We start from the raw sequence: 13,750 nt of genomic DNA, 5'->3' as shown, positions 1-13,750 counted from the left end.
TGTCAGATAAGGCAGCCCTTACTAACGCTTGACGGCCGTGTGCAGGGCGACGATGCCCCCGGTCAGGTTCTTCCAGCCGACACTCGACCAACCGGCCTGCTCGATGCGGCGGGCCAGCTCACCCTGCGGCGGCCACTCGCGGATCGTATCGGCCAGGTAGACGTAGGACTCGGGGTTGCTCGCCGTGCGCCGCGCGACGGCCGGCAGCACCCGCAGGACCACGTTGCCGTAGACGCCGCGAACAACCCTGTTGACCGGCTGGCTGAACTCGCAGTTGACCAGGCGGCCACCCGGCTTCGTCACGCGGAGGAACTCGCGGAGCGCCTGGTCGATGTCGGCCACGTTGCGCAGGCCGTAGCTCATCGTCACGACGTCGAAGCTCGCGTCGGCGAACGGCAGGTTCATCGCGTCGGCGGCGGTGAAGGCCATGTCGGGCCGTCGGCGCCGACCGACGCGCAGCATCCCGAGGCTGAAGTCGGCCGGCACGACCTCGATCTCCCGGTCGGCCCACGGCTCGCTCGACGTGCCGGTGCCGGCCGCGATGTCGAGGATCCGCTCACCCGGCTTGGCCGCGACGGCCTTGACCACGGCGCGACGCCAGAGCCGGTCGATCCCCGCGGTCATGACGTCGTTGGTGACGTCGTACTTCTCGGCGACGGTGTCGAACATCGATGCGACGTCGACGGGCTTCTTGTCGAGCTGGGCGCGAGTCATGGCCCCATCCTCCCACCCCGACGGGGCAGGGGTGTGGCGCTGGTCGCACCGAGCCCCCGCTGACCGGACGATGGCCTCGGAGGCGGTCCCGCGGTCGTAGAGTTACGGGCGATGTCATCGCTTCCCGCCCCCGAGGCACCGGCCGCAGCGACCGCCCCCGCGGTCGTCGTGCGGACCGTGCCGCTCGACTCCGAGGAGTCGCTGCTCGCCTACCTGCCGGCAGCGGGGGCGGACGGCCAGCCGGAGACGCTCGTCTCCTGGGTCCGCCGGGGCGATGGCCTCGTCGGCTGGGGCACGGCGCTCGAGTTCTCGGCCATGGGGGCGGACCGGTTCCGTGCGGCCGAGGCCTGGTGGCGCTCCGTCGCCTCCCGTGCCGTCGTCCGCGACGAGGTCGGCGTGCCGGGCACCGGGCTGGTCTGTTTCGGTTCCTTCCCCTTCGCCGACGACTCGTCCGACTCCGCGCGCCTCGTCGTCCCGTCCACCATCGTGGGCCGCCGCGACGGGCAGACCTGGCTGACGTCCGTGACGTTGGAGCCTCAGCTTCGACCCCTCGAGGCACCCACTGTCGCAAGCGATCCCCCGTCACCGGTCGGCGTCACCTTCGCGGACGGCTCGGTCTCCCCCAGCGACTACGCCCACGCCGTCGCCGAGGCCGTGCAGCGGATCAGCTCCGGCCGCCTCGACAAGGTCGTCCTCGCGCGCGACCTCATCGCCACGGCCCGGGAGCCGATCGACCCGCGGTGGGTGCTGCGGCGGCTGGCGGAGCGCTACGAGAACACCTGGGTCTTCGCGGTCGCCGGGCTGCTCGGCGCGACGCCGGAGCTGCTCGTCCGGCGCGACCAGGGGCTGATCACCTCCCGCGTCCTCGCCGGCACGATCCGCCGGACCGGGGACGACGAGGCCGACCTCGCGCTCGCTGCCTCGCTGGCCCGCTCGTCCAAGGACCTCGAGGAGCACGAGTACGCCGTCCGCTCGGTCGCCGAGGCGCTCGCCCCGCACTCGTCGTCGATGAACGTCCCCGAGGCGCCGTTCGTCCTGCACCTGCCCAACGTCATGCACCTCGCGACGGACGTTGCCGCGGTCAGCGCGGACGACGCCTCCTCGCTCACGCTCGCCGCGTCGCTGCATCCGTCTGCGGCGGTCGGCGGGACGCCCACCGCTGAGGCGGTCGCGCTGATCGGCGAGCTCGAGCACATGGACCGCGGTCGCTACGCCGGCCCGGTCGGGTGGATGGACGCCCGCGGTGACGGGGCCTGGGGCATCGCGCTGCGCAGCGGCGCGATCCTGCCCGACGACCCGACGAGCATCCGGCTCTACGCCGGGTGCGGGATCGTGGCCGGCTCCGACCCCGAGTCGGAGGTCGCCGAGTCCAACGCCAAGCTCATCCCCATGCGTGATGCGCTGACGAGCAGCTGACGTGGCCGTATGCCGCTGAGCTCGCTCCCAGCCCCCGGTGCCCACGCGCTGTCGCTCGCTCTCCTGCAGGCGCTGTGGACCCGAGGGGTGCGTGAGTTCGTCCTCGCTCCCGGTTCTCGCTCCGCCCCCCTGGCGCTCGCGCTCCACCGGGCCGACGCGGTCGGCGACGTGCGGTTGCACGTCCGGGTCGACGAGCGCTCGGCCGGCTTCCTCGCCCTCGGCCTGGCCAAGGGGTCCCGGAGGCCGGTCGCGGTCGTGACGACCTCTGGCACGGCCGTGGGCAACCTCCTGCCAGCCGTGATGGAGGCGCACCACACGGGCGTTCCCCTGGTCGTGGTGTCCGCTGACCGGCCGGAGCGGCTGCGGGGCACGGGAGCGAACCAGACCACGGTCCAGGCCGGCATCTTCGGCCCCTTCGCGGCCTGCCATGACCTGGCATCGGACGTCTCACCGGAATCCCTTGCGGCCGCGGCCGGTTCGGCCTGCGTCGCCACCGGCCCGACCCAGCTGAACCTCCAGCTCGACGGTGACCTCATGCCGCAGGATCCCGATCCCTCGACGTGGTGGTCCCGGCCGGACGCCGCCAGCGAGCCGACGGTGGCGGGTGCACCTCTGGTCGGTGCCGGCGTGCACGGTGGGCCGGTGGTCCTCTCCCGGGGGCCGCGCACCGTCGTCGTCGCGGGCGACGGGGCGGGCCCGGCGGCCCGGCTCCTCGCCGAGGCCGGCGACTGGCCGCTGCTCGCCGAGCCGACGTCCGGGGCGCGGATCGGCCGGCAGGCCATCCGCACCTACCGCCTGCTCCTCGGCGGTCCGCTGCGCGAGGAGGTCGAGCGCGTCGTCGTCGTCGGCCACCCGACGCTCTCCCGTCCGATCTCGGGCCTCATCAGCGACCCGGCGCTCGAGATCCTGGCGGTCCGCGACCGGTCCGGCACCGCAACGGATCCCGGACGGGTCGCGCAGGTCCTGGACGAGGTGCCCACGCTCGAGGACTCCCCCACCGCGACCAGCGGGACCGGCAGGTCGGATTGGTTCGAGCGCTGGCGGGCCGCTGACGAGGCCCTGTCCGCCCGGATCGACTCCTACGTCGCGGAGCGGCCGGCGAGCCCGCTCGCCCTCGCCCGGGTTGTCGCTGAGGCCGTCACGGGCCACACGACGCTGCTCCTCGGCTCGTCCAACGTGGTGCGCGACCTCGACGTCATCGCCCCGCCGTGGCCCCCGCACGAGCACCGCTTCGTCGTCGGCAACCGGGGCCTCGCCGGCATCGACGGCACCGTCTCGACCGCCATCGGCCTGGCCCTCGGACGCGCTGGCGCGTCCCGCACCATCGCCTACCTGGGCGACCTGACCTTCCTGCACGACACCAACGGCCTGCTCATCGGGCCGGAGGAGCCACGGCCCGACGTCACCTTCGTCGTCCTCAACGACGACGGCGGGGCGATCTTCGCGGGCCTCGAGCAAGGGGGCGTCCCCTACGCGCCCGCCTTCGAGCGGGTCTTCGGCACGCCACACGGCACGGACCTCGCCGCCCTCTGCCGCGCCCACGGCATCGAGCACGAGACGATCACCGAGCCCGAGCGGCTGGCCACGGCCCTGCGAAGCGAGCCCAGCGGCATACGTCTCATCGAGGTGCCGGTCTCGCGAGCCGACCGGCGAGCCGAGGGCGAGCACCTGCGCGAGCTCGCCCAGCTGACCTAGAGCGGGTCCGGGACCGGCCACTGGGTGGGCGCGCCGCCGTCCGACGCGAGGGCGGCGGCGACGAGCTCGGTGTTGTCGCGTGCCTCGCGACCGTCCGGCAGCACCAACGTGTCCTCCAACCCGATCCGCACGTCATAGCCGGACCGCTGCGCCCAGCGCAGCACCGGCCAGGCCCACGCTCGTTCGCCGTGGACCAGGACCGGCGCCGGTGACATGCCCAGGGCGGCGAGGACCCGCTCCGAGGCCCACAGGCCGTCACTCCCCCGCGTGTGCCCTGGGATCACCTCGACGAGGACGCGCTCGACCTGCCACGGCCAGTTCGTCGAGACGAAGGCCGTCGCGGCGTGTGGAGTCCAGATGCCGGCCTCGACCGCGATCCCGGTGGTGCGCAGGACGCCCGCCAGCCGCACGGCGCCGGGCTCGTGCCAGTTGACCGTGGCGCAGTCGGGGCCACCGTCTTCGGGAGCCGGCCAGGCGCGGATCTGCGCGAGCTTGTCGCGCTCGTCCGTGGCGATGCCGTCACGAGTGGTGACGCTGACGCGGACGTCCGGGACGAGCGCACGGATCGCACCCACCGTGGCGACGACGTCGTCCACGTCGAGCGACTCCCTCCCCTGGGCGTCACGCGGATGCACGTGGACCATGAAGGCACCGACGTCGACGACGTCACGGGCCGCGCGGGCCACCGCATCCGGGGTGACCGGCAGGCGGGGGTGCGCGCGGGGCGCTCGGTCACCGTTGAGGCACGCGGTGATCATGGAACCGCTCCGGAGCGCAGGACTGCGTGGCAGCGGGCGAGCCGGTCGCGCCACCATCGCTGCCGGTCCGGCGGCGCGGCCAGGGAGACGAGCACGTCCGGGTCGGGCACGACTCGGCGCGGGCGCAGGACGCCGTCGTGGGGGCGCATCGGCTCGGCCGCCACGTCCGTCACGAAGAGGCCGACGGTGCCGAGGCCGCAGGCATGGTCAAGGTGTGGAAGGGCTGCCGCGAGCGCGACGCCGGCCGAGATGCCAACGCTCGTGTCGAGGGCCGACGAGACCACTGCGGGCAGCCCGCAGGCCTCGACGATCTCGAGCGCGGCGGTCACCCCGCCCAGCGGGGCGACCTTGACGACAATGAGGTCGGCTGCGTTCTGGCGGGCGACGAGCAGGGGGTCCTCGGCCTTGCGGATCGACTCATCGGCGGCGATCGGGACGTCGATACCCTTGCGGGCCAGCTGCTTTCGGAGCGCGGCGAGCTCGTCGACGGTCGCGCAGGGCTGCTCGGCGTACTCGAGGTCGTGGGCCGCCGACCTTCGCAGGGCCTCCGTCGCCGTCTCGACGTCCCACGCCCCGTTGGCGTCGATCCGGATCCGGGCCTGTGGCCCCATCGCGTCCCGCACCGCGGCGATGCGGTCGAGGTCGTCGTCCAGGGACTGGCCCGGCTCGGCGACCTTGACCTTGGCGGTGGTGCAGCCGACGAACCGAGCGAGGACCTCTGGCACCCGCTCCGGCCGGACAGCCGGCACGGTGGCATTGACGGGAACGGCGTCCCGCACAGGGGCGGGGCGATCGGCATAGGCCTCCTCGATGCCGGCGGCGAGCCATCGGGAGGCCTCGTCGTCGCCGTACTCCGGGAAGGGCGCGAACTCGCCCCAGCCGGACGGGCCCTCGAAGACGAGGGCCTCCCGCACCTCGACCCCGCGGAAGCGCACGCGCATCGGTATCGACACGACGTGCGCCCCCTCGAGGAGCGCGGCGGCGGCTGGCAGGTCGGTCACCCCCACATCATGACTGAGGGGGTGACTCGACGCCGGTGAAGCTGCGGTCAGGGCGCCACGAGGTCCGCGAGCAGGGCCATCTCGCGCATGAGCAGGGCTGCGGACCGCACGAGCGGCACTGCGGCCATGGCGCCCGAGCCCTCGCCGAGACGCATCCCGAGGTCGAGGATCGGCTCCAGGCCGAGAGCCGCGAGCGCGTGGGCCTGGGCCGGCTCCGGAGAGCGGTGGCCTGCGACGAACCACGCCTGCGCGCCGGGGGCGAGGTCCGCTGCGACCAGGGCCTCGGCGCACGCGATGACCCCGTCGAGGAGGACCGGCACACCACGACGGGCGGCCTGGACGAGGAAGCCCGCCCCTGCCGCAAGGTCGGCCGATCCCAGCGCCGCCAGGCGCGCGACCGGGTCGGCAACGCGACGGTCCTCGTCGCAGACCCGCGCCAGGGCCCGGGCGAGGACGTCGAGCTTGCGGGCGCGGGCCGCATCGTCGATGCCGGTGCCGCGGCCGATGACGGCGTCGGCCTCCAGCCCGAGGCTCGAGGCGATGAGGGCGGCCGACGGGGTGGTGTTGCCGATGCCCATGTCGCCGAGGACCAGGAGCTGCGCGCCTGCGTCGACCTCGGCGTCGGCGATCTCGGCGCCGACAGCGATCGCCCTCTCGGCCAGATCACGGCTGATCGCGTCGGTGACGTCGATCGGGCCGGACGAGCGGGTGAGCTTGTGCGCCGTGACGTCGCCGGGGGCGCTCGAGAGGTCCGCGTCGACGCCGATGTCGAGGACGCGCACGGTCGCGCCGTGCTGTCGGGCCAGGACGCTGACGCCCGCGACTCCCGCGACGAAGGCGTGCACCATCGCGGCGGTCACGTCCTTGGGGTAGGCGGAGACGCCGGAGTCGGTGACCCCGTGGTCCCCTGCGAGGACGACGGCCCGCACCCGCTCGATGGGGTCCGGCGGACAGACGCCCTGACACGCGGCCAGCCACGCGCCCACCTGCTCCAGACGTCCGAGGGACCCGAGCGGCTTCGCGAGGCCGTCGAGCCGCTCGAGAGCGGCCGCGTGGGTCCGCTCGTCGGGCGGCGTGATGGTGGACGTCTGGGTCGGCATGGGGCCTCCGTTGCTCGATGTCATCAGGTCGTCCCATCCTGTCCGACCGCCGGCAGAACCCGCAGGCGGTATCCACATCCCCCTGGACCGGGCCCGGTTGTCCACAACCGGGCGGTTGCGCGGTGGCTGGTCTCGGGGCCCCGGGGAACAGTCGGGGCATCACCCCGAAGCCCCGAGGAAGGCGATGCGATGGACGGCTCGAGCTGGATGGACGACCCGTGGCGGGCCGAGTCCTACGAGATGGACGACCCGGTTCCGCCCTACTGGCTCATGGACCAGCCACCCTCCCCCGACCGGACGGTGGCGTACGTCGTGCTCGTCGACGGGCGGGTCATCGACACGTGGCAGGAGTCACTGCATGATTCGCCGTGGCGCCACGACCCGCGGGTGGAGCGGTCGCACCGACCGTGGCGGGAGGAACCCAAGCCGGTCCCGGAGCCCCGGCCCTGGGTCGAGACGGTGCGATGGCTCGAGCATGTCGTGGGCGGGTCGGATGTCCTCGCGTCCCTGGCTGCCGACCCGCTCCCGGACGAGGAGTTCGAGCTGCCGGAGCTCGCGTTCGGCGACGGGGACGTCGTCGCCCGGTTTCGCAGGACCGTGGCGCATCTGGACGGGATCGCCGACACCTTCTTCGACGTGGAGCTGCGCACGGCCTTCCGTCGAGCCCTCACCGCCGCGGGGCCCCACCTGTTTCGCAACGGCTCCTCCATCGACCCCGCCCAGACCGCCGCAGCCATCAGCTGGACCCTGATCCGGGCCAACGGGCTCAAACCCCCGATCGGCCCGCTGACCCAGAAGGAGCTCACCGCCCGGCTCGGCCTCTCCGGATTCCCCTCGTCGCGGGCCCACGCCGTCAACCGCCTGCTCGGCGTGCCGCAGCCAGCGTGGGTGAGGCGACCCGCGGGTGCCCTGGACCTCGAGGTCCTCGCACGCACCGACCTCCTCACCTCCCGGACGAAGCGGGAGATCTGCTCCCTCCGGGACAGGGCGCGGGAGGCCGAGGCCCAGGTGGTCGCCCGAGAATCCACCCAGCCGACTGACCTGGAGCTCGACCTACGACACGTCTCGTGACGAGCTGGTCCACCCTCCCAGCCGCACGTCCCGGGGGTTGTCGACAGCGCAAGCGATCCGGTCGAGGAAGTGCCGTCGCATCGCGGGCAGCGCATGGAGTCGGTGCCATCGAGCCTCGGTCGCCTCGTCGTCGCCCGGACGGGGCTTCCCGGACACCCAGCGGCATCGGAACGTGTGGTCGAGATACTGCGCCACGTCGCCGTTGTCGTGAACGACGGGAGGTCCGGCCGACACCCAGACGAGGCGTTCCACCTCGACCACGACCGACGCTTCTTCGAGAACCTCGCGCACAGCCGTCACGTGCGGGTCCTCTCCCGGGTCGACGATGCCGGTGACCGGCGTCCACTCCCCGTTGTCGGCCCGCCGGATGAGGAGCACCTCGTAACCGGCCCTGTCAGTGCCGTCCTCAGCGCCGTCCTCAGCGCCGTCCTCAACGCCGACCTCAGTGCCCTCGTCGGCGCCCTCCGTCGCCGGACGCAGCACCACCGCGGTGGCGCCGGGCAGCCACAGCAGGTCCTGGCCGACCTTGGTGCGCAGGTGGGCGACATAGGGCGGGATGGGCATGGGCCGACCCTAGCCGCCCGCTAGGGTCGGCCCGTGAGCAGCGAGATCTTCGACCCGGCCGAGTGGGACGTCGTCCCCGGTTTCGACTTCACCGACATCACGTACCACCGGCGCCGCCATGTCGAGGGCCGTCCGCGTCCGGAGTCCGGTGTCGTGCGGGTCGCCTTCGATCGGCCAGAGGTGCTCAATGCCTTCCGACCGCACACGGTCGACGAGCTCTACCGGGCCCTCGACCACGCCCGGATGACCCCGGACGTCGGCGTCGTGCTCATCACCGGCAACGGACCGTCACCCAAGGACGGCAAGTGGGCCTTCTGCTCGGGCGGCGACCAGCGGATCCGGGGCCGCTCCGGCTACCAGTACGCCGACGGTGAGACCGCCGAAACGGTCGACGAGGCGCGCGTCAAGGCGCAGGGCGGCCGCCTGCACATCCTCGAGGTCCAGCGACTCATCCGGACGATGCCCAAGATCGTCATCGCCGTCGTCAACGGCTGGGCCGCGGGCGGGGGCCACTCGCTCCACGTCATCTGCGACCTCACGATCGCGTCGCGCGAGCACGCCCGCTTCAAGCAGACCGACGCGGACGTCGGGTCCTTCGACGGCGGCTACGGATCTGCCTACCTGGCCAAGTCCGTCGGCCAGAAGTTCGCCCGCGAGATCTTCCACCTGGGGCGCACCTACACCGCCGAGGACATGCACCGGATGGGCGCGGTCAACATCGTCGCCGACCACGCCGACCTCGAGAAGGAGGCCCTCCAGGCCGCCTCCGAGATCATGGGCAAGAGCCCGCAGGCGCAGCGGATGCTGAAGTTCGCCTTCAACCTCACCGACGACGGGCTGATGGGCCAGCAGGTCTTCGCCGGGGAGGCGACGCGGCTGGCCTACATGACGGATGAGGCCGTCGAGGGACGAGACCAGTTCCTCGAGAAGCGCGACCCCGACTGGACGCCGTTCCCCTGGTACTACTAAGCCCCGGTGTCTTCGCAGGTCAGCGGCACTTTAGGGCTCCGCGGTCCGCAGTGAGTCCGCAGGAGGGGCCAAGGCCGCCCGCATGAGGCCTGCCGCAGCCTTCCTGGTCTGGTCCCCTGCCGTGGGCCACAGGTGTGCATAGGTGCTCAAGGTGGTGGTGGCCGTGGCGTGCCCGAGTGCTCGCTGGACCGTCACGACGCTGCACCCGTCCGCGATCAGCCCGCTCGCGTAGAAGTGCCTCAGGTCATGAAGGCGCACCCACTCGAGGCCGGCCGACTTCCTGGTCGCCCTCCATCGCCATGTCACCGCGTTGTCATGCATCGGCAGACCGTCTATCGAGAAGAGCCACGGCTCCGGCGTCTCATCGGTGAGTGACTTCACATGCTCTGACAGCAGCGCCAGCAACTCGTCCGGGAGAGAGACGACACGCTCTGATCCGTACTTCGGGGGCGCAACCATGTAGCCCCGGCCGTCTCGCTGGATCTGGCGGGACACCTTCAGTTCACGCCGCAGAAAGTCGATGTCTGTGACTTGCAGGCCGGACGCCTCCCCGAGCCGGAGACCGGCGAAAGCACACAGAGCAACATACGGCCGAAAACCCTTTCGCGACGAGACGCGCCCACTGTCCGCACACGCCAGCAGTCGCCCGACCTCCTCAACATTCGGAACCCGCATGGCAGCCTCAGGCTTCCGCGCGCGCGGCAGGACCACGCCATCGGCCGGGTCGGCCGCGATCACCTTGTCCTTGACGGCCGCACGGAACACCGAGCGAAGGATCACGAACTTGGTCTTGATCGTCGTCGCGGCCAGACCGTCCACGCTCATGGACTTGACCCATGCCTCGACGTGGGACCGCCGGATGGTCTTCATTGGCAGGTCCCCGAAGGGCACGGCCTTGATCGTGCGGTCCGCGTTGTCTCTTGTCGACGCGACCCAGAGTTGGCGAACGGACCAGTCCGCGTAAAACCTCGAGAACGTGATCTTGCCGGCACTCGGGTCGACGTACGTCCCCGTCACGACAGCGGTCGTGACCTCGTCAAGCCATCGCTGGGCATCGAACTTGCGCGAGAAGTGCCTCGCATGCTCCTTGCCAGCGTCGTCGCGGTAGCGGGCTCTCCATCGGCCGTCAGGCCTCTTCGCGATGCTTGCCATTTGCCGTCTCCCTTTCACGACGACGCACCTGCTTCAGTCGATTGCGTTCCCTCTGGCACTCGGGCTTGCGACAGTACGTGCCCTCACTCTCCTTCAGCCTCCGCTTGGGAGTGAACGGCATACTGCACGCCGAGCAGACGTACGTCCGATCGGCATCATCTGGAGCTCCCACGTGGGCCAGCACATCGGCGACGTAGAGGGCGCACGTCGTGTTCGCGACCAGCGCCAGTTCGGGCCGTCTCTGCTTTGGCCAACGCATCGTCGGCGCCAGCCAGCTAGAGGCCATTACGCGATCGAGTGAGTAGGTCAACAGATGACGCGTCGCATCCTGGTCGAAATCGCCCCTCTCGCGGGCCTCTCGGACTCTTCTTACATAGTGCTCGTCGAGGATCCCACCCTTGAGTACGTCATCGACCATCCAGTCGGGAGTCCGTTCTCTGCGCAGTCGTAGGTGGTCGGCGATGTGCTCGAGGCCCCGGAGATGCTTCACGAACTTGGTCACGGCCGAAACCTTGAGTCCCAGCGCACCATCTGGACCGGTGCCTGGGGCGCATGATGGGTTCAGGGAGCCGAACTGCCTAGACGATGCCCGACGGACGCGTGGTCCGTCATGCCAGAGCGGCAAACCATGCTCGCCGCACAGGTCAGGTGCGCCGAAGAGTCTGCAGTGAGACGCGAGCTGCTGGGCAGCTGCCTCGCGCTCCATCATCTCGAGCTCGCCAAGGTGAGTCATCACCTCGTGAAGGGTGTCCCCCAACGGACGAGCCCGACTGTCGTAGTCGTCGTCCGGCCGCACGCCTCTCGGCGACACCAACTCGGGCTGGCCCGGGAGCATCACCCACCACTCCCCCTCAAGGAGCTTGGCGTTGGCCGTCTCGTACCGCCAAATCCCTGGGCTCAGCACGTCCACTTTCCACCTCTAACCATTGACGTAACCGCTGAATAACCAATACATGCTCGACAACAGTCACATGCTTGACCACGCTGAGTCAAGAGGTTCCGACCGGAACCAACGACGAAAGGCGTTGAGACATGGATGAACTGCTCACACTCAGAGAGGTGGCGGACTGGCTCAGGGTTCCCGAGGCCACCTTGCGGTGGTGGCGCCACTGCAGACAGGGACCGGCGAGCTTCCGGCTAGGTCGCCGCGTCATGTACCGACAGGCGGCGGTTGAGCGCTGGCTTCAGGAGCAGGCCGCCGGAGATCCCACAGCCCAAGCATCATCAACGCCCCGACGCCGGTCCACGTGAGGCGGTGCGGTAACCGCGGCTCGCATGAAAAGCAGGACGGAGGTCTGGACAGATGAGCCATGGAACGCGCCGTGCCCGAGGCGGATCCGACACGGCGCTGAACAACTCGGCAGCGAGCCTTGAGCCCGATGCCAGTCAAGGAGGGGGCCATGACAGCGGTCCCTCGCCGCGACGGCGCCGTCGAGAGCCCACCCCGCTACGACCGCTCCGGAAGGCGGGCTCCACAGCGCCACGCTTCGCGGCCTTCCAGCGGCTCTGTGAGGCCCTGGAGGATCGACAGGGATCTGCGATCACCCGAAGCGCAACCAAGGCTCGGGCCCTCTGCCCCGGACACGAGGACTCCGAGCCGTCACTCTCCATCACCGGGATCGAGGGCTCGGTCCTGGTGTACTGTCACGCCGGCTGCGACACCGAGGACGTCCTCGAGGCGCTGGACCTCACGAAGGCGGATCTGTATGACAACCCCGCCGGCGCACACTATGAGTACGTAGACGGGGCCGGTCGCCCGACGCGCACGGTGACCCGCTCGGCCGACAAGCGGTTCAGCCAGACCGGCGGCAGCCATGCGAGTGAACTGTTCCGGCTGCCGGAAGTACTTTCTGCCGTGATCACCGGCGAGGTGGTCTATCTCGTCGAAGGTGAGAAGGACGTTTTCGCGCTCCAGGCGCTCGGCGTCACTGCCACGACAGCGCCGATGGGCGCCAGCAGCTTCCATCGTGTGGATGCGACTCCGCTCAGCGGCGCGCGCGTAGTCGCGGTCGTGGACCGCGATGGGGCCGGCGACGGCTGGGCGTTGCAGGTCCGGAAGAAGCTGCGCGAGGTGGGTGCCTCGGTGACGTTCGTGCGGGCGGCAGTTGGGAAGGACGCCGCCGACCACGTCGCTGCTGAGCGCGGGGTCGAGGACTTCGAGCCGTATGAGATGGGGCCGGCCCCCATGGAGGATGCGAGCTCCGACGATCGTGGCCCTTCCTGGGCCCCGATGGACTTGAGCGCCTACCTCGACGGCACTTTCCGCGCGCATGAACCAACACTGCTGGCACGTAGCGACGGCGTCAGCCTGCTGTATCGCGGGCTGACACACTCGCTCCACGGCGAGAGCGAGTCGGGCAAGTCCATGGTGATGCAGAGCGAGGCCGTCCGGCTGCTACAGGCTGGCGAGCTCGTCTTGTGGCTCGACTTCGACTCGGACCCCGCATCGGTAGTGGAACGCCTGAGGCTACTCGGAGCCACCGATGAGCAGATGGGCGCCGGGTTCCGCTACGTTCACCCCGAGGTGAGTCCGCACACTGACGCCAGTGAGTGGGCGGAGTGGGAGGCCCTGCTCACGGAGTCCTACTCTCTGGTGGTCTTCGACGGAGTCACTGACGCCCTCGTGCTCTTGGGCTACGAGACGATCAACAACGACCACATCGCCGCGTGGAACAGGACCTACCCGGCGCGGTTGGCTCGTGAGACCGGGGCGGCTGTGGTCATGATCGACCACGTCACCAAAGAGGGAAGCACGCGAGGCCGCTTCGCCATCGGTGGCCAGACCAAGATGGCCGGTCTCACCGGAGCGGCCTACACCGTGGCGGTCGACAAGCCACTTGGACGCGGACTGCGAGGAGTGATCGTCCTCCGAGTCGCCAAGGACCGGCCCGGCTATGTTCGCGGGCACTCGGGTGCCTGGCGAGCTGATCGGACTCAGGAGGCTGCCCGAGTGGTGGTGGACTCGACCGGCGAGACAGTGATCGTCTCCGTCGAGCCCCCGCAACGCCGAGACGATCCGACCGAGTTCCGCCCGACCACGCTCATGGAGCGCATCAGCGATGTGTTGGAGGATGAGCCACTTGGACTCAACGCGGTCAATAGGAGTATCCGCGGGAAGGCTGAGCACGTGCGGAGGGCGTTGAAGGTCTTGATTGATGAAGGCTACGTCCGAGTCGAAGACGGGCCGAAGGGCGCCCACATCCACCACCGGGTCCGAGCCTATCGGCAACGTGACGACGAGAAATCAGACCAGTACCAGTCCGGGACGCACTAGGTGGATCGCCAGGCACTGTGACCGTGTCCCCGTCCT

General features: G+C 70.4%; 13 protein-coding genes. 6 read left to right on the top strand and 7 right to left on the bottom strand.

The features are described from left to right. Positions 1-21: 21 nt before the first annotated feature. Positions 22-714, bottom strand: coding sequence for a demethylmenaquinone methyltransferase (locus OO014_RS04345; protein WP_272461051.1), 693 nt, complete (start codon positions 712-714; stop codon positions 22-24). Positions 715-825: 111 nt separating this feature from the next. On the opposite strand from OO014_RS04345, the gene OO014_RS04340 reads away from it, so the two are divergent. Together OO014_RS04340 and menD are read left to right on the top strand one after the other, a co-directional pair. Beyond that, on the top strand, positions 826-2,130 hold the full coding sequence (locus OO014_RS04340; RefSeq protein WP_272461050.1) for an isochorismate synthase: 1,305 nt from the start codon (positions 826-828) through the stop codon (positions 2,128-2,130). Between the two features lie 9 nt (positions 2,131-2,139). Further along, positions 2,140-3,825 carry a 2-succinyl-5-enolpyruvyl-6-hydroxy-3-cyclohexene-1-carboxylic-acid synthase gene (gene menD, locus OO014_RS04335; RefSeq protein WP_272461049.1) on the top strand — a complete coding sequence of 562 codons (1,686 nt, stop codon included), beginning with the start codon at positions 2,140-2,142 and terminating at the stop codon, positions 3,823-3,825. Here the strand turns inward: menD and OO014_RS04330 are convergent. Genes OO014_RS04330 through cobT form a run of 3 tightly spaced genes read right to left on the bottom strand, consistent with a single transcriptional unit; the run spans position 3,822 to position 6,684 of the window. Then, positions 3,822-4,583 (bottom strand): 3-keto-5-aminohexanoate cleavage protein, encoded by a 762-nt coding sequence (locus OO014_RS04330; protein ID WP_272461048.1) that lies wholly within the window; start codon positions 4,581-4,583, stop codon positions 3,822-3,824. The two genes, menD and OO014_RS04330, sit on opposite strands and share 4 nt — an antisense overlap. After that, the gene (locus tag OO014_RS04325) at positions 4,580-5,584 is read right to left on the bottom strand and encodes an o-succinylbenzoate synthase (protein WP_272461047.1); all 1,005 of its coding nucleotides are present in this window, start codon (positions 5,582-5,584) and stop codon (positions 4,580-4,582) included. Before OO014_RS04325 ends, OO014_RS04330 begins: the two co-directional genes overlap by 4 nt. Positions 5,585-5,631: 47 nt before the next feature. Next, positions 5,632-6,684, bottom strand: coding sequence for a nicotinate-nucleotide--dimethylbenzimidazole phosphoribosyltransferase (gene cobT, locus OO014_RS04320; protein WP_272461046.1), 1,053 nt, complete (start codon positions 6,682-6,684; stop codon positions 5,632-5,634). A gap of 189 nt (positions 6,685-6,873) precedes the next feature. On the opposite strand from cobT, the gene OO014_RS04315 reads away from it, so the two are divergent. Continuing rightward, positions 6,874-7,755 carry a hypothetical protein gene (locus OO014_RS04315; protein ID WP_272461045.1) on the top strand — a complete coding sequence of 294 codons (882 nt, stop codon included), beginning with the start codon at positions 6,874-6,876 and terminating at the stop codon, positions 7,753-7,755. Here OO014_RS04315 and OO014_RS04310 read toward each other — a convergent pair. Continuing rightward, entirely contained in the window at positions 7,738-8,319 is a 582-nt protein-coding gene (locus OO014_RS04310; RefSeq protein ID WP_272461044.1) for an NUDIX hydrolase, read from the bottom strand. The genes OO014_RS04315 and OO014_RS04310 overlap by 18 nt on opposite strands. A 33-nt stretch (positions 8,320-8,352) precedes the next feature. Here OO014_RS04310 and OO014_RS04305 point away from each other — a divergent pair, with 33 nt between their 5' ends. Then, positions 8,353-9,288 carry a 1,4-dihydroxy-2-naphthoyl-CoA synthase gene (locus OO014_RS04305; RefSeq protein WP_272461043.1) on the top strand — a complete coding sequence of 312 codons (936 nt, stop codon included), beginning with the start codon at positions 8,353-8,355 and terminating at the stop codon, positions 9,286-9,288. A gap of 30 nt (positions 9,289-9,318) precedes the next feature. Here the strand turns inward: OO014_RS04305 and OO014_RS04300 are convergent, their stop codons facing one another. Beyond that, entirely contained in the window at positions 9,319-10,440 is a 1,122-nt protein-coding gene (locus OO014_RS04300; RefSeq protein ID WP_272461042.1) for a tyrosine-type recombinase/integrase, read from the bottom strand. After that, positions 10,415-10,942 carry a hypothetical protein gene (locus OO014_RS04295; RefSeq protein ID WP_272461041.1) on the bottom strand — a complete coding sequence of 176 codons (528 nt, stop codon included), beginning with the start codon at positions 10,940-10,942 and terminating at the stop codon, positions 10,415-10,417. Before OO014_RS04295 ends, OO014_RS04300 begins: the two co-directional genes overlap by 26 nt. 530 nt (positions 10,943-11,472) lie before the next feature. On the opposite strand from OO014_RS04295, the gene OO014_RS04290 reads away from it, so the two are divergent. Both OO014_RS04290 and OO014_RS04285 read left to right on the top strand, forming a co-directional pair. Continuing rightward, positions 11,473-11,691, top strand: coding sequence for a helix-turn-helix transcriptional regulator (locus tag OO014_RS04290; RefSeq protein ID WP_272461040.1), 219 nt, complete (start codon positions 11,473-11,475; stop codon positions 11,689-11,691). 385 nt (positions 11,692-12,076) lie between these two features. After that, positions 12,077-13,714 carry an AAA family ATPase gene (locus OO014_RS04285; protein WP_272461039.1) on the top strand — a complete coding sequence of 546 codons (1,638 nt, stop codon included), beginning with the start codon at positions 12,077-12,079 and terminating at the stop codon, positions 13,712-13,714. Positions 13,715-13,750: the final 36 nt, after the last annotated feature.

Origin of the sequence: Intrasporangium calvum (genome assembly GCF_028446585.1) — a bacterium.
Classification (GTDB): domain Bacteria; phylum Actinomycetota; class Actinomycetes; order Actinomycetales; family Dermatophilaceae; genus Intrasporangium; species Intrasporangium calvum_A.
This window is presented reverse-complemented; position numbering and strand designations above follow the sequence as displayed.